Annotated in this window: 24 protein-coding genes, 2 tRNA genes and 2 rRNA genes (1 of these 28 only partly in view); 15 read left to right on the forward strand and 13 right to left on the reverse strand. The window is 41.0% G+C overall.

All coding sequences use genetic code 11. The features are described from left to right. The 4 genes from VOI46_RS00185 to VOI46_RS00200 form a co-directional block, all read left to right on the forward strand. Nucleotides 1-2,506, forward strand: a 23S ribosomal RNA gene (locus VOI46_RS00185) (it extends 381 nt beyond the left edge of the window). Between the two features lie 202 nt (nucleotides 2,507-2,708). Beyond that, nucleotides 2,709-2,823: ribosomal RNA gene (rrf, locus tag VOI46_RS00190) — 5S ribosomal RNA — on the forward strand. Between the two features lie 565 nt (nucleotides 2,824-3,388). Continuing rightward, on the forward strand, nucleotides 3,389-4,582 hold the full coding sequence (locus VOI46_RS00195; RefSeq protein WP_324738104.1) for a hypothetical protein: 1,194 nt from the start codon (nucleotides 3,389-3,391) through the stop codon (nucleotides 4,580-4,582). Between the two features lie 23 nt (nucleotides 4,583-4,605). Continuing rightward, a complete protein-coding gene (locus VOI46_RS00200) occupies nucleotides 4,606-5,046 on the forward strand; it encodes a hypothetical protein (protein WP_273606690.1) in 441 nt (146 codons plus the stop codon). A gap of 25 nt (nucleotides 5,047-5,071) precedes the next feature. On the opposite strand, the gene VOI46_RS00205 is transcribed toward VOI46_RS00200, so the two are convergent. Further along, on the reverse strand, nucleotides 5,072-7,159 hold the full coding sequence (locus tag VOI46_RS00205; protein WP_324738105.1) for an EAL domain-containing protein: 2,088 nt from the start codon (nucleotides 7,157-7,159) through the stop codon (nucleotides 5,072-5,074). Nucleotides 7,160-7,419: 260 nt separating this feature from the next. On the opposite strand from VOI46_RS00205, the gene VOI46_RS00210 reads away from it, so the two are divergent. The 8 genes from VOI46_RS00210 to VOI46_RS00245 all read left to right on the forward strand — a co-directional run bounded on the left by VOI46_RS00210 (nucleotide 7,420) and on the right by VOI46_RS00245 (nucleotide 13,440). Beyond that, the gene (locus tag VOI46_RS00210; RefSeq protein WP_004589136.1) at nucleotides 7,420-8,352 is read left to right on the forward strand and encodes a hypothetical protein; all 933 of its coding nucleotides are present in this window, start codon (nucleotides 7,420-7,422) and stop codon (nucleotides 8,350-8,352) included. A 22-nt stretch (nucleotides 8,353-8,374) separates the two neighbouring features. Continuing rightward, nucleotides 8,375-9,274, forward strand: a complete 900-nt coding sequence (locus VOI46_RS00215) for a DUF350 domain-containing protein (protein ID WP_004589137.1) — start codon at nucleotides 8,375-8,377, stop codon at nucleotides 9,272-9,274. Between the two features lie 3 nt (nucleotides 9,275-9,277). Beyond that, on the forward strand, nucleotides 9,278-10,999 hold the full coding sequence (locus VOI46_RS00220) for a polyamine aminopropyltransferase (RefSeq protein ID WP_324738106.1): 1,722 nt from the start codon (nucleotides 9,278-9,280) through the stop codon (nucleotides 10,997-10,999). Nucleotides 11,000-11,079: 80 nt separating this feature from the next. After that, a complete protein-coding gene (locus VOI46_RS00225) occupies nucleotides 11,080-11,493 on the forward strand; it encodes a DUF2170 family protein (protein WP_004589139.1) in 414 nt (137 codons plus the stop codon). A 24-nt stretch (nucleotides 11,494-11,517) separates the two neighbouring features. Continuing rightward, a complete protein-coding gene (locus tag VOI46_RS00230; protein ID WP_004589140.1) occupies nucleotides 11,518-12,210 on the forward strand; it encodes a PspA/IM30 family protein in 693 nt (230 codons plus the stop codon). A gap of 73 nt (nucleotides 12,211-12,283) precedes the next feature. Then, nucleotides 12,284-12,922, forward strand: a complete 639-nt coding sequence (locus VOI46_RS00235) for a DUF4178 domain-containing protein (protein ID WP_282337836.1) — start codon at nucleotides 12,284-12,286, stop codon at nucleotides 12,920-12,922. Continuing rightward, nucleotides 12,919-13,239 (forward strand): hypothetical protein, encoded by a 321-nt coding sequence (locus VOI46_RS00240; protein WP_004589142.1) that lies wholly within the window; start codon nucleotides 12,919-12,921, stop codon nucleotides 13,237-13,239. Before VOI46_RS00235 ends, VOI46_RS00240 begins: the two co-directional genes overlap by 4 nt. A gap of 15 nt (nucleotides 13,240-13,254) precedes the next feature. Then, the gene (locus tag VOI46_RS00245; protein WP_004589143.1) at nucleotides 13,255-13,440 is read left to right on the forward strand and encodes a hypothetical protein; all 186 of its coding nucleotides are present in this window, start codon (nucleotides 13,255-13,257) and stop codon (nucleotides 13,438-13,440) included. Between the two features lie 20 nt (nucleotides 13,441-13,460). Here VOI46_RS00245 and VOI46_RS00250 read toward each other — a convergent pair whose 3' ends face one another. From VOI46_RS00250 to VOI46_RS00270, 5 genes are all read right to left on the reverse strand, one after another. After that, the gene (locus tag VOI46_RS00250) at nucleotides 13,461-13,865 is read right to left on the reverse strand and encodes a hypothetical protein (protein ID WP_029772226.1); all 405 of its coding nucleotides are present in this window, start codon (nucleotides 13,863-13,865) and stop codon (nucleotides 13,461-13,463) included. 10 nt (nucleotides 13,866-13,875) lie between these two features. Then, entirely contained in the window at nucleotides 13,876-14,400 is a 525-nt protein-coding gene (locus tag VOI46_RS00255) for a hypothetical protein (protein WP_004589145.1), read from the reverse strand. A 107-nt stretch (nucleotides 14,401-14,507) separates the two neighbouring features. Next, a complete protein-coding gene (locus tag VOI46_RS00260; RefSeq protein WP_004589146.1) occupies nucleotides 14,508-15,884 on the reverse strand; it encodes a class II fumarate hydratase in 1,377 nt (458 codons plus the stop codon). 10 nt (nucleotides 15,885-15,894) lie between these two features. Then, nucleotides 15,895-16,260, reverse strand: coding sequence for a hypothetical protein (locus VOI46_RS00265; RefSeq protein WP_004589147.1), 366 nt, complete (start codon nucleotides 16,258-16,260; stop codon nucleotides 15,895-15,897). 101 nt (nucleotides 16,261-16,361) lie between these two features. Next, nucleotides 16,362-16,547, reverse strand: a complete 186-nt coding sequence (locus VOI46_RS00270; RefSeq protein WP_004589148.1) for a hypothetical protein — start codon at nucleotides 16,545-16,547, stop codon at nucleotides 16,362-16,364. Nucleotides 16,548-16,747: 200 nt separating this feature from the next. Between VOI46_RS00270 and VOI46_RS00275 the strand changes: the two genes are divergently transcribed. Next, nucleotides 16,748-17,338 (forward strand): DUF938 domain-containing protein, encoded by a 591-nt coding sequence (locus tag VOI46_RS00275; protein WP_282337837.1) that lies wholly within the window; start codon nucleotides 16,748-16,750, stop codon nucleotides 17,336-17,338. On the opposite strand, the gene VOI46_RS00280 is transcribed toward VOI46_RS00275, so the two are convergent. From VOI46_RS00280 to VOI46_RS00305, 6 genes are all read right to left on the reverse strand, one after another. Beyond that, complete coding sequence (locus VOI46_RS00280; RefSeq protein WP_324738107.1) at nucleotides 17,315-18,454, reverse strand: GNAT family N-acetyltransferase; 1,140 nt, start codon at nucleotides 18,452-18,454, stop codon at nucleotides 17,315-17,317. The genes VOI46_RS00275 and VOI46_RS00280 overlap by 24 nt on opposite strands. An 86-nt stretch (nucleotides 18,455-18,540) precedes the next feature. After that, complete coding sequence (locus tag VOI46_RS00285; protein WP_004589151.1) at nucleotides 18,541-21,261, reverse strand: ATP-binding protein; 2,721 nt, start codon at nucleotides 21,259-21,261, stop codon at nucleotides 18,541-18,543. Between the two features lie 132 nt (nucleotides 21,262-21,393). Beyond that, the gene (locus tag VOI46_RS00290) at nucleotides 21,394-21,882 is read right to left on the reverse strand and encodes an RNA-binding protein (RefSeq protein WP_039972466.1); all 489 of its coding nucleotides are present in this window, start codon (nucleotides 21,880-21,882) and stop codon (nucleotides 21,394-21,396) included. A 461-nt stretch (nucleotides 21,883-22,343) separates the two neighbouring features. Then, nucleotides 22,344-22,436, reverse strand: a tRNA-Ser gene (locus tag VOI46_RS00295). 53 nt (nucleotides 22,437-22,489) lie between these two features. Next, nucleotides 22,490-22,580 (reverse strand) — tRNA-Ser (locus VOI46_RS00300). A gap of 220 nt (nucleotides 22,581-22,800) precedes the next feature. Further along, entirely contained in the window at nucleotides 22,801-22,941 is a 141-nt protein-coding gene (locus tag VOI46_RS00305) for a hypothetical protein (protein WP_004589025.1), read from the reverse strand. 327 nt (nucleotides 22,942-23,268) lie between these two features. Here VOI46_RS00305 and VOI46_RS00310 point away from each other — a divergent pair, with 327 nt between their 5' ends. Continuing rightward, on the forward strand, nucleotides 23,269-24,141 hold the full coding sequence (locus VOI46_RS00310; protein ID WP_324738108.1) for a diacylglycerol kinase family protein: 873 nt from the start codon (nucleotides 23,269-23,271) through the stop codon (nucleotides 24,139-24,141). Between the two features lie 36 nt (nucleotides 24,142-24,177). Here the strand turns inward: VOI46_RS00310 and VOI46_RS00315 are convergent, their stop codons facing one another. Then, a complete protein-coding gene (locus tag VOI46_RS00315; protein ID WP_055255371.1) occupies nucleotides 24,178-25,107 on the reverse strand; it encodes an EamA family transporter in 930 nt (309 codons plus the stop codon). A 105-nt stretch (nucleotides 25,108-25,212) separates the two neighbouring features. Here VOI46_RS00315 and VOI46_RS00320 point away from each other — a divergent pair, with 105 nt between their 5' ends. Then, entirely contained in the window at nucleotides 25,213-26,655 is a 1,443-nt protein-coding gene (locus VOI46_RS00320) for a PLP-dependent aminotransferase family protein (RefSeq protein WP_286741781.1), read from the forward strand. Nucleotides 26,656-26,676 lie beyond the last annotated feature (21 nt).

Below are 26,676 nucleotides of genomic sequence, written 5' to 3' on the forward strand. Positions count from 1 at the left end.
TGACTGAATATAGGTGGACCATCATCTAAGGCTAAATACTCCCAACTGACCGATAGTGAACCAGTACCGTGAGGGAAAGGCGAAAAGAACCCCTGTGAGGGGAGTGAAATAGAACCTGAAACCGTGTACGTACAAGCAGTAGGAGCCTACTTGTTAGGTGACTGCGTACCTTTTGTATAATGGGTCAGCGACTTATATTTTGTAGCGAGGTTAACCGATTAGGGTAGCCGTAGGGAAACCGAGTCTTAACTGGGCGAATAGTTGCAAGGTATAGACCCGAAACCCGGTGATCTAGCCATGGGCAGGTTGAAGGTTGAGTAACATCAACTGGAGGACCGAACCCACTAACGTTGAAAAGTTAGGGGATGACCTGTGGCTAGGAGTGAAAGGCTAATCAAACCGGGAGATAGCTGGTTCTCCCCGAAATCTATTTAGGTAGAGCCTCGGACGAATACTTACGGGGGTAGAGCACTGTTAAGGCTAGGGGGTCATCCCGACTTACCAACCCTTTGCAAACTCCGAATACCGTAAAGTAATATCCGGGAGACACACGGCGGGTGCTAACGTCCGTCGTGAAGAGGGAAACAACCCAGACCGCCAGCTAAGGTCCCAAAGTCATAGTTAAGTGGGAAACGATGTGGAAAGGCCCAGACAGCCAGGAGGTTGGCTTAGAAGCAGCCATCCTTTAAAGAAAGCGTAATAGCTCACTGGTCGAGTCGGTCTGCGCGGAAGATGTAACGGGGCTAAACTATGCACCGAAGCTGCGGATTCATCTTAGGATGAGTGGTAGGGGAGCGTTCTGTAAGCGGTTGAAGGTGTACCGGGAGGTATGCTGGACGTATCAGAAGTGCGAATGCTGACATGAGTAACGATAATGCGGGTGAAAAACCCGCACGCCGGAAGACCAAGGGTTCCTATCCCATGTTAATCAGGGTAGGGTAAGTCGACCCCTAAGGCGAGGCCGAAAGGCGTAGTCGATGGGAAACGGATTAATATTTCCGTACTTGGTATAATTGCGATGGGGGGACGGAGAAGGCTAAGCAAGCATGGCGATGGTTGTCCATGTGAAAGTGAGTAGGCTAGTGACTTAGGTAAATCCGGGTTGCTGTTAGGCTGAGACACGAGACGAGCACCCAAGGGTGTGAAGTTGCTGATGCCATACTTCCAGGAAAAGCCTCTAAGCTTCAGATTATACCGAATCGTACCCCAAACCGACACAGGTGGTCAGGTAGAGAATACTAAGGCGCTTGAGAGAACTCGGGTGAAGGAACTAGGCAAAATCGTACCGTAACTTCGGGAGAAGGTACGCTCCTATCTGTGATGAGATTTACTCTCTAAGCGGACGGGAGCCGCAGTGACCAGGTGGCTGGGACTGTTTATTAAAAACACAGCACTGTGCAAAATCGCAAGATGACGTATACGGTGTGACACCTGCCCGGTGCCGGAAGGTTAATTGATGGGGTTAGTTTTCGGACGAAGCTCTTGATCGAAGCCCCGGTAAACGGCGGCCGTAACTATAACGGTCCTAAGGTAGCGAAATTCCTTGTCGGGTAAGTTCCGACCTGCACGAATGGTGTAACCATGGCCACGCTGTCTCCACCCGAGACTCAGTGAAATTGAAATCGCAGTGAAGATGCTGTGTACCCGCGGCTAGACGGAAAGACCCCGTGAACCTTTACTACAGCTTGGCACTGAACATTGAACCTACATGTGTAGGATAGGTGGGAGACTTTGAAGCAGCGACGCTAGTTGTTGTGGAGTCGTCCTTGAAATACCACCCTTGTAGTTTTGATGTTCTAACGTTGGCCCCTGAATCGGGGTTACGGACAGTGCCTGGTGGGTAGTTTGACTGGGGCGGTCTCCTCCCAAAGAGTAACGGAGGAGCACGAAGGTTGGCTAAGTACGGTCGGACATCGTACGGTTAGTGTAATGGTAGAAGCCAGCTTAACTGCGAGACAGACACGTCGAGCAGGTACGAAAGTAGGTCATAGTGATCCGGTGGTTCTGAATGGAAGGGCCATCGCTCAACGGATAAAAGGTACTCCGGGGATAACAGGCTGATACCGCCCAAGAGTTCATATCGACGGCGGTGTTTGGCACCTCGATGTCGGCTCATCACATCCTGGGGCTGAAGTCGGTCCCAAGGGTATGGCTGTTCGCCATTTAAAGTGGTACGCGAGCTGGGTTTAGAACGTCGTGAGACAGTTCGGTCCCTATCTGCCGTGGGCGTTTGAGAATTGAGAGGGGTTGCTCCTAGTACGAGAGGACCGGAGTGAACGAACCGCTGGTGTTCGGGTTGTCATGCCAATGGCATTGCCCGGTAGCTACGTTCGGAACTGATAAGCGCTGAAAGCATCTAAGCGCGAAGCAGGCCTCGAGATGATTTCTCACTAGACTTTTAAAGTCTCTGAAGGGCCGTTGAAGACTACAACGTTGATAGGCAAGATGTGGAAGTGGTGTGAGCCATTAAGCTAACTTGTACTAATTACCCGTGAGGCTTAACCATACAACGCCAAACGCGTTTTGTGACAGAAACAAGCGACAGAAGTTAATAGCTAAAGTAGATAAATACTTAGACTTAAAAAATATTATCAGAATTTTCCAAATTTATGAGGTGACTCTTAGCGCGTAGCGTTAACATTGAGACACCTTGCGCAAAGGAAAAAGTAGCACTACGTGCTTGTCCTTAATCTTTTGCACCTAATTTGCTTGGTAACCATAGCGTTTTGGACCCACCTGACCCCATGCCGAACTCAGTAGTGAAACGAAACAGCGCCGATGATAGTGTAGCATTTGCTATGTGAAAGTAGGACATTGCCAGGCTCCAAATACAAGAAAGCCCGACTCGAAAGAGTCGGGCTTTTTTACGTCTGCAGAAAAGTGAAATGCGGACAATTAACGCACACTCATCTACTTCTAGAATGTAGGTCGGGTGAGCGAAGCGACACCCGACGATAAAAAACATCGATTTATAGTGTTCTTATTTCATGAGTGGGATTGCCAGATATTACTCACAAAGTCTCCACCACCTCCGTAGCGTGGGTTGAGTATCACGAAACCCGCGGATAAAACACAACACAGAGCTCAAACTCTTTGTAGTAATACCAATACGCAATAATACTTAATCATTTTGCCTAGCTATCAACACGTTTTTCCACCCTCAAAATAGATCACATAATTAAGCGAATTGGTATTACAGTACACGCAAGTCTCTTAACTTAACTAATCTATTAAGATGTATAAAAATAATAGCTTATAGTTCAGACTATTTTGATCCACACTCTTTAACTTTGACTATAGTTATACCTCATAATAATTATTCTGCAGAATTATAAAATGTCGTTACTTTTTAATATTCAGCGCTTTTTATCTAGGTTGCTGAGTGTCTATGCGAAATAAAATATTTCAGATATTCGTTTTAATCGTCAGCCTATACCATTTACCGGCTAAATCAGGTGAGTTTGATTTTTCAGGCTACGCACGTGTTATTGGTGGTTATTTAGATGAAAAAGATGTCGAATATAGAGGCTACGATGACAGTCTTAACTTTTCACCATCAAGTTTAATAGGTCTTCAAGCTGAGTATCAGTTTAATACAAACTGGTCAGTGACAGCACAAGGGTTATTTAGATCCGATAGCACAACGGTATCTGGTGAGAGTGGACTTGAATGGCTGTATTTAACTTATACGCCCACAACAAACCTACAGATAAAAATCGGTAAGCTGCGAACCCCCTTTTTTACAATGAGCGACTTCTCTGATGTAGGGTTTGCATACCCATGGATCAATCCGCCACAACAAGTATACGACACGTACTTATTTAAAACATTTAATGGTATTGATGCTATTTACAAATTTGGCTCAGATGACTTTGATATCAGTATTGAAGGGTACTATGGCGAAGAGTCGGGAAGTATTGGCATAGGCTCTTTTAAAACAGGTTTTGAGGTGGATAATTTAGTGGGTGTGATAGGGAAGTTGAATATTGAAAATATAGAATTTAGGGCTTCAAGGTATAACGGTAACATAGCGTTAGATCTTAAATCGATTAACCAACTACAAGATATTTTAGAGGATTTTAATTTTAGCCAAAGTGCAGCATCGCTGACAACGCAGGGCAGTGCATATGCAGATCAGTTTGGTGTTATTTATGATAATTTAGATTATTTTTTTAGAGGTGAGTGGGTAAAGATTAAAACACAGTTAGATATAATTCCGATTATACAAAGCTATTACTTAACCGTAGGCTATAACGATGCACCTTTTACTTATCATTTAACCTTTGCAGACAGCGATGTAGAAATTAATGCCAATCAGAATGAAATCCCTATTGGTGCTAACGAAGAGCTTGATAAGCTGGCACAGGCTTATAACAGCGTGTTTGCAGAGTCGGCGCCCGACTCACTAAAAACATGGACACTTGGTATACGATGGGATGTGCTACCTAATCTGGCATTAAAGGCGGAAGTATCTGCTTTAGAGGGCGATGAGGTTAGTAATTCTTTTTTTGCGATCCCTGAGGATGTTAGCTTTAATAGAAAAACGAATCTTTACCTTATTGGCTTAGATTGGGTATTTTGATGATGTACTCTAAGTTAACTTACGTGATTAGACATATAATACTGCTGTGTATTTTTACTTGGTCATTATTGTTTATTAGCGTACAAGCCTACGCGGATAATAGCCACACCACTAAAGTGATCATTGTTGTTAATACGGCCAATAAAAACTTAGCTTTGAGTAAGCAGCAAGTTCGCCATATTTATATGGGCGGCGCGATGAGTCGTCAATTTAAAGCAGTAAATTTACCCGCCGGAAACCCGTTACGAATCGACTTTAATACGAAATTGGTTGGCTTAACCGAATCCAGAATTCAGGCTTATTGGGCTCAGATGAGATTTACAGGGCGTAGCAAGCCACCCTTAGAGTTTAGCTCGACTAAAGAAATTATTGCGTATTTATTGAAAGAAGAAAATGCAGTTGCTTATTTACCTGCTGATACAAAAATTCCGGACGAGCTAACTGTTGTAACGCTAACGCCTTAATTTATGGTTAACTAGTAGCGCTGATTTATTTTAAAGTTAGCGCTTTAAATGCTTCTTTTGCTTGGGCTTTAGCTGCTGGAATGTGTGCTATGGTTACAGGCTTTGCAAAATAATACCCTTGCATTTCATCACTGCCATTTTCAATTAGGTAGTTAGCCTGGCTGGCTGTTTCTATACCCTCACTACATACTTTTAAACCTAGGCGTTTACTTAAATCGAGTATGGCCTTTAATACCGCCGCATCCTTTTCTGAGCTATCAAATTGATTAACGAACATACGGTCAATTTTGATGGTATCGATATCTATTTTTGTCAGGTAGCTTAGCGATGAATAACCCGTTCCAAAATCATCAAGGGCTATAGACCCGCCCATTTGTTTTATTTGGTTAAAGAATTCATTGGAGTTTTCAAAATTATCGAGATAGCTTGATTCGGTTATTTCAAACTGGATATTTGCAATGTCGACGTTGTATTTAACCAATTTATTTTTTACAACATCAATAAAGTGATTATCTTTAAGATCATGGCTCGATAGGTTTAAAGAAACGAGTACATGGTTACCTATAGTTTGCTTTAGTGTGGGTAAATCTTGAAATACCCTGGAGACAACCCACTGCGTGATTGCTTTTATTTTACCTGCCTGCTCTGCAATGGGTATAAATTCCCCTGGTGAAATAAAGCCAAGCTCTTCACTTTGCCACCTAATAAGGGCTTCAAGGCCATTAGCCTCACCATTTGCAGCCATTTTTAACTGATACACAACTTCAAACTCATTTTGCGCAATTGCATGACTAATTAAATTAGCCACTTGAGCCATTCGCTTGCTGTTTTCTAACATTTTTCTATGGAAAACAGTGTACGACCCTTTACCTTTTTCTTTTGAGGCATACATTGCGATATCTGCATTACTAATCAATGTATTAATGTCAAACTCGGCCTCTTTAGCATGGGCAATACCAATACTTACCCCGGTGGGAATATCCCACTGGTTAATAGTAAAAGGCGTTAGCATTGAGCTGATAATTTGCTCCGCAATATTAATAACGTCGGTGTAATTATTTATATTACGCAGCATTATTAAAAACTCATCACCCCCTAAGCGTGCAATAACATCGTTTTCGCGTAAGTGCTTTTTGATATTACTGGCTACCGCCTTTAAAAGTAGGTCGCCCGTTTCATGGCCAAGTGTATCGTTTACACCTTTAAAGCTATCTACGTCAAAAAACATAATTGCTATATCTTGATGATTATTTTTACAGCGTGTTAATTCTTCTTTTAGTAAGCCCATAATAAACATGCGATTAGGTAAGCCAGTTAATATATCGAAGTTAGCTAAGTGCTCCATTGATTGCTTTTGCTTTAATAGTTGTGCGGTGTTTTTTTGATTAGTGAGCACTTGGGAATTAATAGTGTTAAGTAAGTTATTAATATCTTTGCCAAGTTGCGATACTTCGTCGTTGCCTGAGCCCTGGTATTGGAGTTGATAGTTAGTTGTTTTTTCTACTTTTTGTGTGAACTTAGAAAGCTTTAATAGTGGGCTTAATAAATGTTGGTATATCCAAAAAGAGATGATGATGGTGATCACGATACTAAAAATAACGATAGGGGCTGCACTATAAAATAAGCTCGCTTTGCTTTCATTGAGGGGCTTATTAAAATCCTGAACAATTAATAGGTAGCCTATAGGGAACTGCTCCTCACCAATTGTTTTTAAGGCAACTAAGCCTTGGTTAGTAACACTGACGGTACGGGGCAAACTTTGTGGTTTGATCCCTTGTAACTGTGGAGAAAAATCCTCGAACTTTAAGTAATTAGGGTGCACGTAGGACTGTATTAGCTGCCAATTACTATCAAATACATTTACAAACTTTATGTGCTCGTACCTATCTAACCCCAAAAGCTCAGTTGTAATAGAAAATAAATCTATCTCTTGCGACATAACACGTAACAAATTATCTGAAATATTTGATGACATAGCATCGAGGTTTTCTTCAACTGATTGGCGGTATAAATCCTCGTGCTCATTAATAGCTAAATAAAAAACAAAACTAGCGCTTAGTACGATTAGACAAGTCGTAATAATAATAAATTTGTTACGAATACTATGAAACATTTAGCCAAATCCCTTCTTACTGTCATGCTCTTTCACTAAAAGAGTTATTACTTATTGTTGTTATTTATTAATAGAAGGCTTACGCGTAGCGCTGATGTTACTTACTAAATTTGTAAGTAAAAGAATGTGTTTAAATTCATAGAGTAAATATAGCTGGTTATTTTATTTTAGGCAGACTTACTTTGTTGCAATTTCATTCTTGGCTTAATAAGTGACCTGTGTAAGACTAATGCGGTTATTTATTAAATCAGGTGACATGAATGTCGAATATAAAAGCTTGGAAACTTATGAGCCTGTTTTGTTTGTTTGCAGTGCTTATGGGTTGTCAATCTAAAGAAGAGCAACTACAACAAACAATTCAAGAGTCTATTAAAAAGGCAGATGTTGAGCTTGCACAGCTTGGTACCGCGCTTGATAATGGGACTATACGTAATGCTGTATTGCTTAAAGAATATGGCAAACTCCTTAAACAGCAACAGCCAGAACTTAGTCAGGTTGTTGATGTAATTACCCTTGATGCTACAAGGCAGGGTGCCCTTTACAGTGGTTTAACACAACGACTTAAAGATATTAAAGGCACTTATTTAATCCCTCCTTACGAAGACACGCTACACAGTATTGATTTACTACGTGAGGCGGCTAAGCCTACGCTGTTTTCTGATGCGTTAACTGACCCGATTAATATGCTAGCGGATATGTCTAAGGGCAGCCTTGCGCGCGTTGGTGCTATTAGTAAAGAGGCAGAGGGCGCAGGCGAGGGTAATCAATTGGTGGGCAACCCTAATTACGGTAACTGGCAAACTAATAGTAATGGTATTAGCTTTTGGCAGTGGTATGGCATGTACCGTATTTTAGGCGATGTATTTGATCGTGTTGAATACGGACGTTGGAGCAGCCGCCGTAAATATAGCTATTACAACGATTACGGCCGCTATCGTTACTCAAGCCCTAAACAAATTAAAACGCAAAGTGCTTTAGAAACGCGTACGCGTCAATCGTACCAACGCCAAGGCAAACAGTTTACTAGCCCTTATGCGAGCAAAAAAACGGGTGCCTCGGGTTTAAGCCGCAGTAGTTATACACCGCCTAAAAGCCGCAGTAGTTACTCGCGTTCGAGTAGTTATAGCAACAGCTCTGGATCGGTACGCAATAGCGGTAGCAGAACCTCTCGTGGCGTGAGCCGTGGTAAGTAAAGAATAAGTTGGAGTTAGAAATATGTACGAATTTAATGGAATAACTACGTGGTCGCTACAAGCTTTGGCGATTGATTTTGCAATTATAGTGTTGTTATTTGTAAGCCTAAAATACATTAAGGGCTGGGTTTCAAACCTTCATGCAAATGACGAAATAACAGAACGCGATAACTTTGCTTTTGGTATTAGCTTTGCGGCAGGCTTAGTTGCACTTGCCATTGTATTAACGGGTGTGAGTAGTGGTGCCTTTGCTGCGTCGTTACAGCAAGAAGCCCTGCAAATGCTGGGCTATGGTGTATTAGCCATTGTACTGATTAAATTGGGCCACTTTTTTCAAGATAAGGTCGCGCTTCGTAAAGTCAGCCTGCACGACGAAATTGTAAAAGGTAATGTAACGGCCTCTATTATCGATTTTGGTCATGTAGTGAGTGTGGCTATTGTGATTCGCTCTGCACTTTTATGGGTAGCAACAGAGGGTTGGCACGGGCTGCCTATCGTTATTGCTGCCTTTATTATTGGCAGTGTTGCACTACTGCTTGTAAGCCAATACCGCGTACAATTATTTAAGCGTACCAATAAAAGCGGTGATTGTTTACAACAAGCCATTATTGATGGCAATTTAGCTGTAGGTATACGCTACGCAGGCTTTTTAGTAGGAAGTGCCTTAGCTATTACTGCGGCATCAGGTATTGCACCGTATGCGGCCGATAACATTAATGCTAGCCTGCTTTATTGGGCTATTAGCGCGATTGTAAGTTTAGTGGCATTCATCATTTTGCATTTAATCACCATCAAAATAATTTTATCAGGTTGTGATATTTCAGATGAAGTTAACCGTCAGAAAAATGTAGGTGTAGGTGCTATTTCTGCTGCAGTGTCGTTTGCTGTCGGTATTACTATGGCAACCTTACTAGGCGCATAATCAGTGTCATCAACTACAACTAGCCCAAGTAAATCACGTTTACTTGGGCACGATATTTTACTAATAACTGTTATGGCCGTACTCGCTGGGTGCGGCCTTATTTATGAATACTTACTTTCGCATTACGCAGGGCGGGTACTGGGCTCTGTAGAGAGTGCTATCTATGCCATGATTGGCACAATGATAGTTGCCATGGGCTTAGGCGCATTTTTAGCCCGTTGGTTTAAAGATGCCTTTACCGCCTTTGCTTGGCTTGAAAGTATTATTGCTCTGGTTGGCATGGGCTGTATTTTGGCAATAGCCGGTGTAATTGCTGTAAGTTATTCACTTCCTCATTTGTTTTCTAGTATTTTTAATTTACCTCCCGATGTTGTGCTCAATGGCTATGTATTTCAAAAGCTGCAAGAGTGGTCACGCTTTTTACCTTATGTGTTTGGTTTAGTACTGGGTTTATTTATTGGTATGGAAATACCGCTTATTGCACGTATTCGCCAACATGTGTACGGGCGTTTTTTAGAAAACAATGCAGGCACTATTTATGGTGCCGATTATATTGGCGCGGGTATTGGTGCGGCTATTTGGGTAAGCATTATGCTGGCGATGCCTATAATGCAAGCTGCAGCGTGGACAGCTCTTTTTAATATACTGGCAGGGCTCGCCTTTTTATGGCGCTACCATGCTCATGTGCGCTTTGCTAAGGCACTTCTAGTTTGCCATATAGTATTACTGGCACTGTTTGGGTTTATTTTAGTGATGGGTAGTAGCTGGATGAACAGCTTAAGTAATGTACTTTATAAAGATAAAGTTATTTACTCACAAGCAACTAAATACCAGCATGTAGTATTAACCGAGCGCTTAAGTAAAAACCAGCCAGCGCCTATTACCGACTTGTATTTGAATGGGCGTTTACAGTTCTCGAGTATTGATGAGCAAATATATCATTCAATGCTGGTGTATCCGGCAATGCTCGCATCAAACCGGCACGATAGCGTATTAATTATTGGTGGTGGCGACGGGCTTGCCCTTAGAGATGTTTTAAAGTGGCCAGTGAACGACGTAACGTTAATTGATTTAGATGCACAGCTGCTTAATTTATTTGGCCATAAAGACGGTGATTTTACAGCGCCTGAGTCTATAAGTAAGCGGTTATTAGCGCTAAATAAGCAATCGATGTTGGACCCGCGCGCCAATATTATTGTGGGAGATGCGTTTTTAGAGGTTGAAAGGCTCCTAGATCAAGGTAAGCAATTTGACACTATTTTAATTGACTTACCGGACCCTAATCACCCCGATTTAAACAAAATGTACAGCGACTATTTTTATAACCATGTACGTCAATTGTTAGCTCCCGATGGCGCAATGGCTGTGCAGTCTACCTCGCCTTATCATGCCAAAAAAGCATTTTTAAGTATTGCTAAAACGGTAAAAGCGGCGGGTTTTGATTATGTTGAGCAGTACCAGCAAAATATTCCTTCGTTTGGGCAATGGGGGTGGACAATAGCCACTAAAATGGGTCAACCAGCCAGTGGGCGAATTAAAAATATAAGCGCTATGCCGGTGCCATCAAGGTGGGTAAGTAAAGAATATTTATTAGCCAGCTTTGTATTTCCTAACCAGTATTTTGAACAAGTTAAAGGTATTGAGGTCAATAGGTTAGGTTCTGGTCAGCTATATGATTACTACCGTAATGCGTGGCAGATAGAAAGCGAATTGTATAAAAATTAATAAAACATGGTTGACATAATATGTCGGCCGTGCGAATCTTAACTCAGACATAATATGTCAAACAGCAAAAAGGCAGAGACATGGAATTAAATGAACTTTCAATAAAATTAGCTTCTTTTGAAACAGAAGGCGCTAACTTTGAGTCTTTCTTGATTGCCAACCCTGGTGAGCAAGATGTTTTACAAGTCATAGTTGATGGAAACGATGAGCTTCCAATTTTTGTTACGCAAACACAAGAGCAGTTGTTATGTATTAGCTACTTGTTTGGCGAAGATGAAGTAAAAAGTGAATTACGCAACGAGTTAAACGAAACACTACTACGTTTAAACGTGCCAATTCCACTGAGTGCATTTGCTAAAATCGATAACAAATACGCGATTTTTGGTGCACTGTCGGTAAATTCATCATTAGATGATATTACCCACGAACTAGTGACACTAGCTGACAACGCTATTGACGCACTAGAAGCCGTGACCTTGTATTTAAACGATTAGTAACTAGTTAGTGGAGTTAAGATTATGAGTATATTAAAAAAATTATTTACAGCAGTACGTGGCGGCGCGCGTGAAGCGGGCGAAGCAATTGTAGATGCAAACGGCATTCGTATTTTTGAACAAGAAATAGCAGATGCGCAAAATGCACTTAATCGTGCTAAAAAGAGCCTTACAGAAGTAATGGCTAAAGAAATGCAAACTAAGCGTAAAATTAGCGCAGTTGATGCATCAATTGCTGAGCACGAAGCATATGCAGGCCAAGCACTTGAAAAAGGTAACGAAGCCTTAGCATTAGAAATCGCCGAAAAAATTGGCGACTTTGAAGCTGAAAAAGCTGAAAATGAGCAAGTATTAGCAGGTTTTAGCAATCATATTGTAGCGCTTAAACAACAAGTTAAAGACGCTGAAAAGTCGATTAAAGAAAACCAACGTCAGCTTACTATGGTTAAAACCACAGAAAGCGTACAGCAAGCAACAATGGCGGTTAACAGCACGCTTAATACCAATAGCTCGTCTATGACATCGGCTCGTCAGTCGCTGGAGCGTATTAAACAGCGCCAGCAAGATCGTAGTGACCAGTTAGGCGCTGCAAAAGAGCTTGAGTCAGATACAAATGGCGACGATTTAAAAGCAAAAATGGCTGAAGCCGGTATTGGCGATACAAGCCCAAAAAGTGCTGATATTTTAGCGCGCATTAAAGCCAAGCAAAACGGCTAATAGTTCGTACATTTATAATAAAAGGTAATTAAGCGTGGCTTAGTTACCTTTTTTGCTTAAGGGATGCCTCATTATGTTTAATTTTTTCAAATCTAAAAAAGAGCCAGAACGTCAGCTTAACCATGCAAGTGAGCTTAAAAAAGGTGACATGTTTAGCGTTATCGATTCATTTGCGTATCCGTCGTGGTTAAAAGGGCAAACGCTGCGTGTTATTGATATTCAAACCTATCAATATCAGCACAGTAGTGATACTGAGTTTGTGCTAGAGACGAACAGCGGACAGGTTGTATTTTTACAAATTGAGCAAGATGATGGCGAGCAGTGGGCTAATTTTTCAATCAAAATTCAGCGTGACGACGTAGAGCAAATATTTGGGCTAGACGAATTTGCATGTATTTTTGATGAAGAGTCGTTAACTCATATACAGGTGCAAAATACGCCAGAGCAGTTTATGCAGTTTTTAGCTAAAAGCTATCAGCAAAGTGAATCGCCTTATGTGTGCTATTTCCATAATAAAGATTTTCGTGGCCAGTCATTACCGCGCTATGAGCAAGAGGGTGGCGAACCTTGTGAAATGATTTGCTTAGCATCGCCAGACGAAGGGCATGGCTTAAATATTGAAATATGGGATGGCGGTGAGACCGAAGTGTCACTAACGCTAACACGCCCAATTACCGATATAGTCGACTTGTTTCCAGGAGATGCGAAGTGAGTGATGCTAAAGACAAGTGGTTACGTCAAGAGCAAGCCGTGCGTGCCACACAAATGGCATTTGATTTAAGCAGCGAAGTACAAAAGTCGATAAAAAAGCAGGCCATTGACCAAGAGCTTACGCCCTCAGATATGATCCGTAAAATTTTAGGCTTAGATGTAAAGTCTAAAAAAACACGTCAGCGCCTATCGTTTAATTTAAACGATGATGAAATAGCCCAACTTGCAACACGATTTAATGTCCAAAGTGATGATAAGCGAGCCGTAAAGCAACAAGTAGCAGAGTTATTAATTGCTCATACTAAAAACACTAAGTAGTTAATTTAGATTTATATGAATATTATTTTAATTGCTTACTTAATTATTTTTGCTTTATTTGGCACAGCTGCAAGTTACTTTGTGCGATTTATTTATGCGTACTGGGTAAAAAAAGAAATGCCAATGAAATACATTGTTAAAGCAGGAATTTGTGTGGTGCTGGTGGTGGTTATTTCAGCGTTAATACCTTTTATAGGTTAACGCTGAAATTGGCGTTTGCGCTATTTTATATCAAATGCCTGGCATTGCTGATTAATACACAGGGTTTGTACCTCAAGTACCGGTGAGCAATCGGTTAAACCTTGCGCTTTGTTTTGCGCTTTTTGTTGTTGTGTAATTTTTTGGGCAACTTCTTCGGCGTGCTCTTGAGAGGTATTAAGCGTTGAATACACAACATACTTACTTGGCCCACCACATGCTCGTGCTCCTACTTCGAGTACCTTACATTGAAAGCTTGCGGTGCAACTATTATCACTAACAATGTTATTAAGATCGTAGTTCAAGTCAGACAAATTCTGATTTTGCTCAGTACTTGATGATGTGCTTGCACAGCCGCTAAGTAATAGCATAGCGCTGGTGGCAACACTCACAATTGATAATTTAATTGCTGATGGTAAACAACTCATAACCTTGTCCTTAAAATACACTTACCGCTGAACCTTCAAGTTTAACACATTTATTTTCAACACACTGCGTGCTTGGAGAAGTTAAATGCTGGCACGTGCTCATCATTTCATTTTGTGTGTTGTAGGCTTTTTCAAGCGTTGTTATTTGCTTTGCAAGCGAACTGACTTGCCCCTCTTTAGCTGATTTTGTTGAGTAAACAACATAATCACTTGGTCCGCCGCAGGCTTTGCTTCCTACAGGCATAACCTTACATTGTGCAGAGGTATCGCACTGTGTATTGGCAATTAACGTATTAAGCTCGCTTTTTGCGGTTTTAATGTCGTTAAGTGATACTGCTTTTAAAGCGGTTTTTATGGGTTGTGATGCATCAGTAGGGGTTTTGTGCTTGTTTTCACTGCTGGTTTGTTGAGGTACTTCTTTATGCGGTACTTCTTTAAGCTCGTTCACCGAGTTAGTTGGTGCATCTTGCGATGTTGTTTCGAGGCATGCAGTTAAACAAAGTGGTAAAAGTAGGGCTAACAGTGGAGTACGCATAACAAACCTTGATAGTGATGAATTATTCATCACTATCATACACGGTGCATTTTTAACGGCAATAAAAACTATATTATCAAGTAATTAAAGCCGTTTTAGATTTACCTTTATAAACCGCCTTGGGTAAGTTTAGTGGGGTTAAGCAGTGTTTCTAATTCACTGCGTGGAAGGTCGGTTTCTTGCTCTGCGACATCAATTATTGGGCGGGCTTCTTTGTAGGCTTGCTTGGCTATTTTGGCTGCTTTTTCGTAACCGATCACCGGATTAAGCGCAGTCACTAAAATAGGATTTTTGGCCAGTGCTTTATCAATATTGGGCTGGTTTACTTTAAAACTCGCAATGGCTTTATCTGCCAATGCTTGGGCGCTATTAGCAAGTAACTCAATGCTTTGTAAAATATTGTGCGCAATAACAGGTAGCATTACGTTTAGCTCAAAATTACCGGCTTGGCCTGCCACAGTGATGGTTGCATCGTTACCTATAACTTGAGCGCTTACCATGGCTGCCGCTTCTGGGATCACCGGGTTTACTTTACCCGGCATAATCGATGAGCCTGGTTGCAGTGCTTCAAGCTCTATTTCGCCAAGCCCGGCAAGTGGGCCTGAGTTCATCCAGCGTAAGTCATTGGCTATTTTCATTTGTGCTACAGCGAGCACTTTTAGCTGACCTGAGAGCGCTACAATGGCATCTTGCGAGCCAATATTGTAAAAAAAGTTACTGCTTGGCTTAAAACTTATACCCACATTTGCGCTTAAGTTTTTAGCAAACTTTGAGGCAAATTCGCCATCAGCATTAATACCCGTGCCAACAGCAGTCCCGCCTTGGGCAAGCTCACATACTCGCTCTAAGCTATGGCGAATGCCTGAGGCTGCATTATTTACTTGTGATTGCCACGCGCTTAGCGTTTGCTCAAACGTAACGGGCATGGCATCCATTAAATGCGTACGGCCTGTTTTAACTATTTTGCCAACGTCTGCCTTTTTTTGCTCTAAACTCTGCGATAGTTTTTCAAGAGATGGCAGTAATTCATAAACCACGTTAATAGCACTACTTAGTGCAATGGCTGTAGGCACTACATCGTTAGAGCTTTGTCCCATATTTACATCATCGTTGGGGTGAATTGGCTCATTACCAATGCGAGTTGCAAGCGTTGCGATAACTTCATTAGCGTTCATGTTCGAGCTGGTGCCTGAGCCTGTTTGGAAAATATCAACCGGGAAGTGCTCGTAATGCTCGCCATCAATAATTTGTTGGCATGCTTGCTCAATAGCGTTGGCTTTACTTTTACTTAGGTGATTTAGCTCAAAGTTACTTTGTGCTGCAGCTTGCTTAATGTATGCAAGCGCTGTTACAAACTGTTTTGGCATAGTTAAGCCGCTAATAGCAAAGTTGTTAACTGCACGCTGGGTTTGCGCTTGGTATAGCGCATCACTAGGGACCTGTAATTCACCCATGCTGTCGGATTCGGTTCTAAAATTGCTCATAAGTCGCTCCTTAAAAAGGGTTAAATTCGTGACTGAGTACGCGAGCTTCGCGCTCAAGTTTTAAAAATTTTTCAGTATCGTTATGTGCATAGTAAAAGCGTTTTAATGCCAATAAGGGTTTATATAATTGCTCAAGGCACTGCTTACGAATGGCATTGTGTATTAGAGGGTCGCACATTTTATTGATAATTTCATGGTGAGTGCGTAATAAATATAACTCTTGTAGTAAGGGGTTACGCTGTTTTTCAAAGCTTTTAGCAACGTTTAAAGCGGTTTCTATGTAGTGAGCTACCACCATAGGCGCATGTAAGCCCGGGCGTAAGCAGTTACAAGCAAGTTCATGATGATAAGGCTGTAATGCCTGAAAGGGAGACATAAAAAAACCGATTTAAGTTAACGATAATAGTTATCATTACATTTAATCGGTTTCAGTGTAAACAGTTATTATAAAAATTATTTGCAGCGTTTAATTGAGTATCAATTATAGCCAAGAATGAATATTTGGTCTGTTTCATGTTTTTTTAGCGCCTGTTGATTTTGGTTACAGTGAGAAAGTAAGTCGATTACAGTGGCTCTACTATCACAGGTGCTACTTGGTTTTTCGGTGCTTTTTTCTGTCACTGAGACCACAGCGTCTACAGCGGTGTAAGGGGGAGTATGCATAATTTTATCCTCGTATTTAATATTGGTAATACACCCTACTTAGGGTTGATTTAATTAAAGCATAATACATACCATCGTCTTATTTTTATTTTAGTGCCATGAATTAACTCACTTTTATAAATTATCTATAAAACTTTAATTGTTCTGTGCCATTTTTTTGCGTTAATGTTGTGCAATAAGTTTCAATATTGGTGCAGGTCATGATCAAACCTTTCTCACAAGCGTGTGAAAACAATAAGGGTCCTATTTTAGAGGTGCTTAAAACGGCTTTTAATAAGACAAAATCGGTACTCGAAGTAGGCTCGGGTACGGGGCAGCATAGTGTGTTTTTTGCTGAGCAATTACCGCATTTACAGTGGTATACAAGTGATCGCCGTATAAACCATGAGGGCATAAATTTATGGCTTAAGGAGGCAAATTTAACTAATTTACACGGCCCTCTTGAGCTTGATTTGAATTATGCATGGCCGGTAAATAACGTAGATGCTATTTACACAGCAAATACGTTTCATATTGTAAGTTGGCAGTTGGTTGAGCAATTTTTTAAAGGGGTTTCAACGCACTTAGCAAGCCAGGGAGTAGTGTGTATTTATGGCCCTTTCAAATACCAAGGGCAGTTTACAAGTGCAAGTAATGAAGAGTTCGATCGCTTTTTAACACAGCGTGACCCATTTAGCGGCATTCGTGATTTTGAGGCCATAGAGCAATTAGCAACACAAGCAAGCCTTACACTCATAAGTGATACAGCTATGCCAGCTAACAATCAGTTATTGGTTTTTAAACGGCAGTAAATCAGCGCACTGCGTTTTATAAATTGTCATATGTTGGCGTTCTCGCTTTAGGTAGTCGTTTATTGCTGCTCTAAAGTCGGGTTCAACAATATAGTGGCTGGAGTAAGTAAAAACAGGCTCAAACCCACGAGGTATTTTATGCTCACCTTGAGCGCCTGAGTGAAAGCAATGTAAGTTATGCTTAATCGCAAATTCAATCCCTTGGTAGTAACACAGCTCAAAATGAAGGGAGTCTATTTCTTCGCTGGCGCCCCAATAGCGGCCATACAAGGTGTTTTCACCTTGTAAGCTTAGCGTTGCTGCCACTATTTTGTTGTCTTTTTTGGCAAGCATAATAATTAGCTGATCGCCCATTAGCGCCTGCAATAAAGTAAAAAACTCAATATTTAAATACCCTAAATGCCCAGAACGTTTTAAATAAGTACTCTGATAAAACTCACAAAATAGCTGCATTGTTTCAGGGCTTAGGTGCGAGCCTTGCAGCCATTCAATGGTAATATTTTGCTGTGCTATTTTAGCTCGCTCTTTTTTTAGCGTTTTTCGTTTGCGTGCGGTGAGTGTATTTAAAAAATCGTCAAAGGTTTTAAAGCCTTTATTAAACCATTGAAACTGCACGCCTACGCGCTGCATTATATCGTCAGTACACAGGGCTTGAGCTTGAACCTTTGGGCAAAAGTTAACATGCCAGCCAGACCAACCTTGCTCCATACTGGTTAAATTTAATTGCTTTTTTATGTACTCGTATACGCTTTGTGTATTCGTATGTGCAATGGCAATACGCTGGCCTTCAATGGGGCTAAAAGGTACACCGCTTAGCCATTTAGGATAATAGGCTAATCCGTGTTGCTCGTAGGCTTCTGCCCATGCCCAATCAAAAACATACTCTCCGTAAGAGTGGCTTTTTAAATACCCAGGAGCGAGTGCGACTAATTTGTCAGCTTCATAAATCGCTAAGTGCTGAGGCTGCCAGCCTGTCTCTTTGTTTACACAGTGGCTTTGCTCTAATGCATATAAAAATGCATGGCGGGTAAAAGGTTCATTACCGAATAAACGAGTCCATTCGTGTACGTCTATTTGGTTAATATCACTAAACCATTGGTGGGTAAAAGTTGCCATTACTGCTTACCTTGGACTGCTTTATAGTGGGTGGTGGCGTTTTAAACTAAGTTAACACAAGCGCATTTATTTAGCGCATTATTGTATTAGTGCTCTTCAATTTCGGCGTATTGGGCTAAGCACGCGGTTAGCTTAACCAGTTCTAGCGGTTTTGCAAGATGCTGATTAAAACCAACGGCTTGAGCATGGGCTTTATCCTCAGGCATAACATCGGCGGTCAGCGCAATAATAGGCAGCTCTACCTCACTTTTAAATTGCCTAATTAGGGCAGTGGCTCTGTAACCATCCATTATTGGCATTTGGCAGTCCATTAAAATTAAGTCAAAGTGTTGCTCTTTTGCTATATCTACTGCCGCTTCACCATTTTCGACAATATGGGCAACAATACCTAATGAGCCTAGCATGGCTTTAATTACCATTTGGTTTACCGGGTTATCTTCTGCTACTAGCACTTTTAAAGCCGCCAATTTAGTACCCGAGTATACAAGCTCGGCTTGCTCTTGTACTGGGCTGGTGCGAAGCTCAACGTCAAATTTAAACGTAGAGCCAACGTTTGGTTCGCTCTGTAATGTGACGTTACCGCCCATTAATTTACTGAGCTCTTTTACGACTGTTAAGCCCAGGCCTGTGCCACCGTATCGCCTTGATGTTGAGTCGTCGGCTTGGGTAAAGGCACTAAATAGCTTGGACTGCTGGGTAGGCTTTATGCCAATACCCGTATCTGTAACGGTTACGGTAATTTTAACTTTGTCAGTACTGATAAACTCTCCGCTAAAGTCTACATTTACTTTGCCTTGCTCTGTAAATTTTATTGCGTTGCTGCAAAGGTTCAGCACTACTTGCTCAAAGCGTAAAGGGTCGCCTACATACCAAGTATCTACCGGAAGATGACTGCTAACCTGCCAGCCAATGCCTTTATTGGCTGCACTGGCCTCAAACATTGTGTTAATACGCTTTATAATTGCATGAAGGTCAAACGCCGTGCTTTCTAGCTTAAGCTTATGTGATTCAATTTTTGAAATATCAAGTATGTCGTTAATCAGGTTTAGTAAGCTTTTAGATGAAGAGTTTATTTTGTCTAAGTAACCAATAAGAGTGTGTGCGTTGTCTTCTTTGCGCGCTAATGATGAAAAGCCAATCACTGCATTTAATGGTGTGCGTATTTCATGGCTCATATTGGCTAAAAATCGGCTTTTAGCCTGATTAGCTAAGTCAGATTGCTTTTTAGCTTGCGCAAGCGAATGGGTGCGCTCTGCGACTTTTCGGGTAAGGGCAATTTGTTGCTGATTAAAAAGCAGTAAAACAATTAAAATTAAGGCACATACCACCAATTGTAAGGCCATTAAAAACAGTGTTAATTGGTTATTATGGGGGGCAAGGTATTTTTCTTTTAAGGCTAAATGTGCATTCCATATTTGCCCACCAAAGCTGAGTTTTAGTTTCATAACACGGCTGCCCTGAGCAATATTTAAACTTTTGCCGTAGTTACTATAAAATGCGGGCTTATTTACATCTTCATAGAGCGCAATAGAAAACATCTCTGATTGTTGCTCGTTAATCGCTTGCTCAATAATATTACGCACTAAAAACACACCTGTTGCGTACCCCTTTATAGTAGCTTTTTGCTGTTGTTGTTCGTACACGGGGGCAAATAGCAGATAGGCAGGCTCAGGCTCAGCTGTTTGCACTAACTGAATAATTTTAGTGCTGACTGGCTGATACCTAATTGCAGGGTTTACTAGCGATGCTTTTCTGTCTGGGTTTGAATACACATTAAAACCAACCGCTTTTTGGTTGCCATTAAAAGGAGCAATGTATTTAACGATGACCATAGGATCGTCTGGCTCAAGGGGCTCGCCGACAATTTCAAAGTCTAGGTGGTATATATCGGCAACTTCTTGGGTAAACGAAGCTCGCTCACTTTGCGCTATTTTTTGATTCCACGAAAGCGCTTTAATAAACGAATGCTGTGCCAGTAACTCGCTGGCGTAGGCGTAAAAGTCTTGTTGGTTTAAATCAGGGTTAGATTGTACTTGGCTGGCTAAGCTTTGCACCGCTATTAAACTTTGGTTGATGTAGCGATATAAGCTATTTTCAATAATGTGAGCTTCTCGCTCGGCGACTTTAACGGTATTTTGTCTGTTTTCTTGGTTATAAAGCTGAGTAGTTACTGCAACAGATACAAATAAAATACTACATACCGCTAACGTAGGCAGCGGCGATATAGGCCTATTTTGCCCCTTAAACTGAGTAAGCACCAATAGCAGAGGAGTGGCAATAATTACGCCTAATGAGTCTCCTAGCCACCAAAATAACACATTTTGCCAATGATCTTTAATATCGTATGCGGAGTTAAATTGGCTCAGCGCAAAAACCCCAAAATTTGCTGAAATTAAACTAACCGCAATGCCCACAACAAAAATAAAATAAATGATACTTGCGCGTTTTTTAAAATACAGCGGGTGTCCAAGCCAATATTTAAGTAAACCAGCCCCCACCATTGCCTGCAATACAATGCCAATAGCAATATACATGGCTTGGCTGAAGGTATTGCCAACCAACACCATATCGTGAGCTGTGCTGTCAAAAATATTAAAGTTAAAAGCAAAGGCTGCTATAAAAAGCGCTGGAATGAAGCGCCACCACCACATATAGCATCCAACTAAGGCAATGCCTGCAGGTAACCATACCGGGATAATTTGAGTATTAAAGGCGAGTTTAGTGAGTGAAATACCAATTAAAAAGTACGCTAATGAAAAAATTATGTAAAAGATAACTGAATGATATTTTGAGTTAAAATTTTTCACATAGCTCCCTGACTTTTTAAAAGTACTTAATTTTAAATATCAGTATAGCGAACAGTATGTTATTTGCGGTATTTTTTAATATATGTTGTAAAAGGTGTACCTTGCGCAACCTGTAAACTGCTTATTTAGCAGTTAAGGTTGTTTGCTCAGCTGCTGTTTTTGCTGCTGTAAAATAGAGATTTGTTGCTCTACAGCGCTAATTAATGCGTTATAGCGGTTTTGAATCGCCGTAGTTTTAGTGGCTATCGCATCGGCTATTGATTCGGCGCCCATTCTATTAGCTTGATCTTGAGTAACATAGCTGGCTTGTTGTTTGGCGTCGGCTAAATCTTCTTTATAGTTTTTGATAGTAAGCTGGTGGCGTTTAATTTCACGATCAATTTTTTTAATCTCAATGTAGTTATCTACAGAGGCACCAGGCATTGCGGGTGAGTTTGCATTATTGCCGTACTTATCGGCAACTAGTGGCTGTTTTAGCTTAATAACTTCTGCATTGTCAGCACAGGGTGTTTGGCTAAATGTAGCGACTCCTTTAATTGTGCATTTATAAACCGTAATGTCTTGGGCTGCGTGTGTACTTAAAGCCACAAGGCCTATTAAAGGTGCAATTAAACGAAACATAATTAAACTTACGTTAGTGGAGTTGTTATTAATAATGCCGTAACTACCCAGTGTATTCAATGTGTTTTGATTCACCTATTTTAATAAGAAATGGTGGAGAAGGAGGGATTAGCTTAATTACATCCATGTAATTAATTGCTTCGCAACGCCTGCGGCGGCTTAAAGTGTTCCAGACATTTTATCGAACCTTATCGAGGGCTCTCACCCTCCTTGGATACATGGGTTGTTAAATTTTAGGCACAAAAAAAACGCAACTAAGCGGTTTTTAAAAAGAAATGGTGGAGAAGGAGGGATTAGCTTAATTACATCCATGTAATTAATTGCTTTGCAACGCCTACGGCGGCTTAAAGTGTTCCAGACATTTTATCGAACCCTAGCGAGGATTCTCACCCTCCTTGGCTACATGGGTTGTTAAATTTCAGGCACAAAAAAACCGCAACTAAGCGGTTTTTAATAAGAAATGGTGGAGAAGGAGGGATTCGAACCCTCGATAGAGCTACAAACTCTATACTCCCTTAGCAGGGGAGCTCCTTCGGCCACTCGGACACCTCTCCAACGCATAACAGATTGTATTAACGGTAGTTTATTCATACCATTAATTAAATAGTGGTGGAGAGATAGGGATTTGAACCCTAGATAGGCTACAAACCTATGCCGGTTTTCAAGACCGGTGCATTCGACCACTCTGCCATCTCTCCGTGACGCAGAATAATACTTAGGTGATACCGTCGTGTAAATAGCAAATAAACTGTTTGCTTAAAAAATAGGCGTAATTACGGTTTTTTTTGTAAATAGAGGGAAATTAGAAGGATTTAAACTAAAAATTAAAGGGTGGCAGCAAACTAAGGGAGCTAAAGAAGCGCTTTCAATAGTGGTTAGTTGTTTACTGCCCCTGCTTAATAATCATAACAAGGTTGATTATTTGTATTGCGCGGCGCTGTTTAATGCTAACTTTTTGCCCATACGGTTTAATTTAGCAAGCATTTTAGCTTTACGGTTAGTTGGTTTTACGCCAACGTGGGCTGCTGCATTTTGGTTTAGGGTGTTTATTGGGTTCATGTCTTTGCTCCAAGGTGTATGTGTTTAAATCGCGAGCATTTTGACTCTTTTTTGTTTAAAAATACAACAATATAAACTAAGGCTTGGCTATTAGTTATTTTTATCTGAATTTGTATTGTTTTATTTTTAATTAAAACTACTAAGTGCCCATTTTGCATAGTTATTTAATCCGGGGAACTAGGTTTTGATTTGTTTTAAAAGTGTTTTTTTTATTTGTTAATGTTTTTAGTAAATTCTTACGCACTTTTATGATTAATTATTCAGATAAATTAATTTTAACTTAATTCTTATTTATGCTGGTGTACTGGCTAATAGGAGATAAATTACTTGCAGTTGTTAATAATAGTTAAACCGAGTGTAAAAAATGTGGTGTTAGATCACCTCGATTGGCTTAAAAAAACATGCCGGAAGAAAAATATTCTCTATATTACGGTTAAAACGACAGGCAATTTTGAGTACGACTTAGCAAACGTTAAATTGAATGCACAAAAAAGCCAAATAGCAGTGGCTATTGGAGGCGATGGCACGCTTAATTTGGCACTTAATGGCGTGATTAATAGTGCATGTAGTTTGGCAATATTACCTTGTGGTACGGGCAACGATTTTGCGCGTCGCTTTCATTGCTCAGCTAAACAGTGGCAAAACGCTATTTTTAATGCCCCCTCACACTTAATTGATGTAGGTAAAATTAATACTCGTTACTTTATTAATGTGGCTGGTGTTGGTTTTGATGCTCATGTAATTAAGCAGTTGGGTCATTTACAAAGCATGTCAGCTTGGCGCTATAAGTGGACGAGTTTTAAATCGCTCTTTACTTACAAAGCAAGCACACTAAATGGAGCATTTTTAAATAAGCAATGTAGCTATCAAAATTTAATAACTGTATTTGCGAACTCTCAGTATTTTGGTGGCGGCATTAAAATAGCACCTAGGGCTAAAATTGATGATGGACTGCTTGATTGCTACCAAATGCAAGCGGGTAGTCTTGTTGATCATTTATATAGCTTTATTAAATTAATTTTTAAGCGCCACCATACTTTAAAAAAGCTTACTTATAGCCAACTCAAACAGGCGCGTATTAATACTAAAAACTTATTAATTGAGGCCGATGGCGAGCTAGTAGGTGTTACGCCCGCGGTTATTGCTATTCATGAGCAGGCTATTAATTTCCATATACCAATAAAAAAGCGCCTACAGTAGGGTAGGCGCTTTTGTGTTAGTGCGTTAAAAACGCCTCTAACTGGGGACGGAGCCATTTTTAGCAACGCAGCGGCTTGCTAAAAAGGCGTTAATTCTTTTTGTGGGGGTAAGTACAATTGCATTACCCAGTAGTACTAAACTAAAGCCGGCAAAGGTGTTTGCATGCCACTCAAAGCCTTCAAAAAAGCTGCTTAATGCAACGGCCACTAGCGGAAACAGCACTATGGCGTAGCTTGCTTTTTCGGGGCCAATGTTTTTTAACAAGGCAAAATAGCAGCCAAACGCAATCACAGTGCCAAAAACCGATAAATACAATAGCGACAGCCAATAGCTGGTAGGGGCGCTAAAACTGACCGTTATACCATTTATTAATACATAAACGGCTAAACCTACTGCGCTATATAACATGCCCCATGCGTTACCCTGCAGCACACCTATTTGACGATTAGAATTACGTACACTAATCATATTGCCCAATGAAGCCACAAAGGTACCCCCAAGGGCAAGTAGTAACCCGACCAACGCCCCATTACTCAAGTCGAATTGCTGTAAATGCGGCCAAAACAGACAAATAATACCCACCACGCCGATTAGCGCGCCGCAGTAAATACGTTTGGCAATGGGCTTTGCAAAAAATAAACGGGTATTGACTATGTTCATTATTAGCAACATTGAAAATGCAATAGAGGCCATTGCCGATGAGAGGTAGTTTTGTGCCCAATACAAAAGCAAATAATTTAAGCCAAAGTTAGAAATGGCCAATAAAGCAAAAAAGCCATGATCGACTAACGAAAATCGCATATTAGGCTTTTTGTAGGCCACAAATAGCCACATACATGCAGCTGCTATGGCAAAGCGATAAAACAAAGAAAGCTCCACAGCAATATCGCCTAGCTGAAACGAAATCGCGAGCCACGTAGAGCCCCAAATTAACACTGTTGTGAGATATAGCGCTGCGCTTTTCATGGCAAACCTCTAAAAAACCGATTGAGTGGTTATTTTAGAGTCTATCTGTATACTTACCATATACAGAAAAGTATAAATGTAACCTATACAGATTTGAGGCGAGATATGCAGCCAGCTGCCAATAAGCAAAAAGCCGAGTTTTTATACCAACAAGTTATTGAGCTAATTAAAGACATGCAAGCACAAAAGGTGCTACTACCTGGGGAAAAGCTTCCTTCGCTTCGTAAAATGGCCAGTAACTTAAATATTAGCATTCCGACAGTTAAGCAAGCGTATCAAGCGTTAGAAGATCAAGGGTTAGTAGAGGCACGTGAAAAATCGGGCTACTTTTTAACGGTGCTTAATACAGTTTACAGTTTGCCAAAGCGTGTAAAACTAAGCCGTGAGCCTGTCACTGTAAATAAACAAGCATTAATAGAGCAGGTATACAGCGCTATTCATCAACCTAATATCATTGCCTTTGGTATTGCCAATCCCGTTGCTGCAGCGCCTACCGATAAAGCTTTAGCCCGTACCATGCGCCGGGTTATGACAATTGCTGGGGCGAGTGTTATTAATTATGGCCCTATTGATGGTTTTGCTGCACTTAAAAAGCAATTAGTGCATAGATACTTAGGCTTTGGTATTGGTGTAAATATAGATGAACTGGTGATCACCAATGGCGCGCAAGAGGCGCTGGCTATCGCACTTAAGTGTGTCACTAAGCCCGGCGATGTGGTTGCAATTGAAACCCCGTGTTATCACGGCATTATTGAACTAATAGAGAGCTTAGGTTTAAAGGCGCTTGAAATTCCGCTATGCCCCGACAATGGTATTTGGCTTAACGACTTAGCTCAAGCGCTTGAGCAACATGATATAAAAGCATGCTTGTTTTCGACCGCCATAAATAATCCGGTTGGCAGCTTTATGAGCGATGAAAGCCGCATGCAAATGGTGGACTTAATAGAGTCACATAATGTTGTTCTTATAGAAGACGATGTGTACGGTGATCTGCACTTTACTGCCAAGCGTGGCACGCCCGCTTTAGCGTATTCAAAAAAGGGGCTTGTGATCAGCTGCGCCTCGTTTTCAAAAACGGCTGCACCAAGTTATCGAGTAGGTTGGTTAATAGCAGGCAAGTTTGCTGGACAAGCGCGCCGGCATAAGCGTGCATTAAGTTGCTCTGCCTCACTTATAAATCAGTGGACGCTTTCTGAGTTTATAGCCAGTGGTGAGTATGACCGTAATTTAAAAGTACTTAGGCAGCGCTTACGTAATAACAAAGAGCGCATGCGGTGGTGCTTATTAAACGCGATGCCTAAAAATACACGTATTAGTGACCCTAAAGGTGGGTGTGTTATTTGGCTTGATTTAGGCCAAGGGGTAGACAGCCAAAAGTTATTTTTACTGGCGCTAGAAGCTGGTATTAGCATAACCCCCGGACTTATTTTTTCAGCAAGTAATAAGTATAAAAGCTGTATTAGGCTAAGTTACGGGGTGCAGTGGAGCGAAAAAATAGAGCAGGCTATTACCACGTTAGGAGCGTTGGCTCACACGCTAAAAGAATAAAAAAGCAGCACCTAATATACA

The organism is Pseudoalteromonas sp. CuT4-3 (assembly GCF_035666335.1).
Lineage (GTDB): Bacteria > Pseudomonadota > Gammaproteobacteria > Enterobacterales > Alteromonadaceae > Pseudoalteromonas > Pseudoalteromonas atlantica.

Bases quoted from the DNA above. Each gene is read 5' to 3' on its own strand.
- VOI46_RS00195 (WP_324738104.1), top strand. From the start codon at position 3,389: ATGCGAAATAAAATATTTCAGATATTCGTTTTAATCGTCAGCCTATAC.
- VOI46_RS00205 (WP_324738105.1), bottom strand. From the start codon at position 7,159: ATGTTTCATAGTATTCGTAACAAATTTATTATTATTACGACTTGTCTA.
- VOI46_RS00210 (WP_004589136.1), top strand. From the start codon at position 7,420: ATGTCGAATATAAAAGCTTGGAAACTTATGAGCCTGTTTTGTTTGTTT.
- VOI46_RS00215 (WP_004589137.1), top strand. From the start codon at position 8,375: ATGTACGAATTTAATGGAATAACTACGTGGTCGCTACAAGCTTTGGCG.
- VOI46_RS00225 (WP_004589139.1), top strand. From the start codon at position 11,080: ATGGAATTAAATGAACTTTCAATAAAATTAGCTTCTTTTGAAACAGAA.
- VOI46_RS00230 (WP_004589140.1), top strand. From the start codon at position 11,518: ATGAGTATATTAAAAAAATTATTTACAGCAGTACGTGGCGGCGCGCGT.
- VOI46_RS00235 (WP_282337836.1), top strand. From the start codon at position 12,284: ATGTTTAATTTTTTCAAATCTAAAAAAGAGCCAGAACGTCAGCTTAAC.
- VOI46_RS00245 (WP_004589143.1), top strand. From the start codon at position 13,255: ATGAATATTATTTTAATTGCTTACTTAATTATTTTTGCTTTATTTGGC.
- VOI46_RS00250 (WP_029772226.1), bottom strand. From the start codon at position 13,865: ATGAGTTGTTTACCATCAGCAATTAAATTATCAATTGTGAGTGTTGCC.
- VOI46_RS00255 (WP_004589145.1), bottom strand. From the start codon at position 14,400: ATGCGTACTCCACTGTTAGCCCTACTTTTACCACTTTGTTTAACTGCA.
- VOI46_RS00260 (WP_004589146.1), bottom strand. From the start codon at position 15,884: ATGAGCAATTTTAGAACCGAATCCGACAGCATGGGTGAATTACAGGTC.
- VOI46_RS00265 (WP_004589147.1), bottom strand. From the start codon at position 16,260: ATGTCTCCCTTTCAGGCATTACAGCCTTATCATCATGAACTTGCTTGT.
- VOI46_RS00270 (WP_004589148.1), bottom strand. From the start codon at position 16,547: ATGCATACTCCCCCTTACACCGCTGTAGACGCTGTGGTCTCAGTGACA.
- VOI46_RS00275 (WP_282337837.1), top strand. From the start codon at position 16,748: ATGATCAAACCTTTCTCACAAGCGTGTGAAAACAATAAGGGTCCTATT.
- VOI46_RS00280 (WP_324738107.1), bottom strand. From the start codon at position 18,454: ATGGCAACTTTTACCCACCAATGGTTTAGTGATATTAACCAAATAGAC.
- VOI46_RS00290 (WP_039972466.1), bottom strand. From the start codon at position 21,882: ATGTTTCGTTTAATTGCACCTTTAATAGGCCTTGTGGCTTTAAGTACA.
- VOI46_RS00305 (WP_004589025.1), bottom strand. From the start codon at position 22,941: ATGAACCCAATAAACACCCTAAACCAAAATGCAGCAGCCCACGTTGGC.
- VOI46_RS00315 (WP_055255371.1), bottom strand. From the start codon at position 25,107: ATGAAAAGCGCAGCGCTATATCTCACAACAGTGTTAATTTGGGGCTCT.
- VOI46_RS00320 (WP_286741781.1), top strand. From the start codon at position 25,213: ATGCAGCCAGCTGCCAATAAGCAAAAAGCCGAGTTTTTATACCAACAA.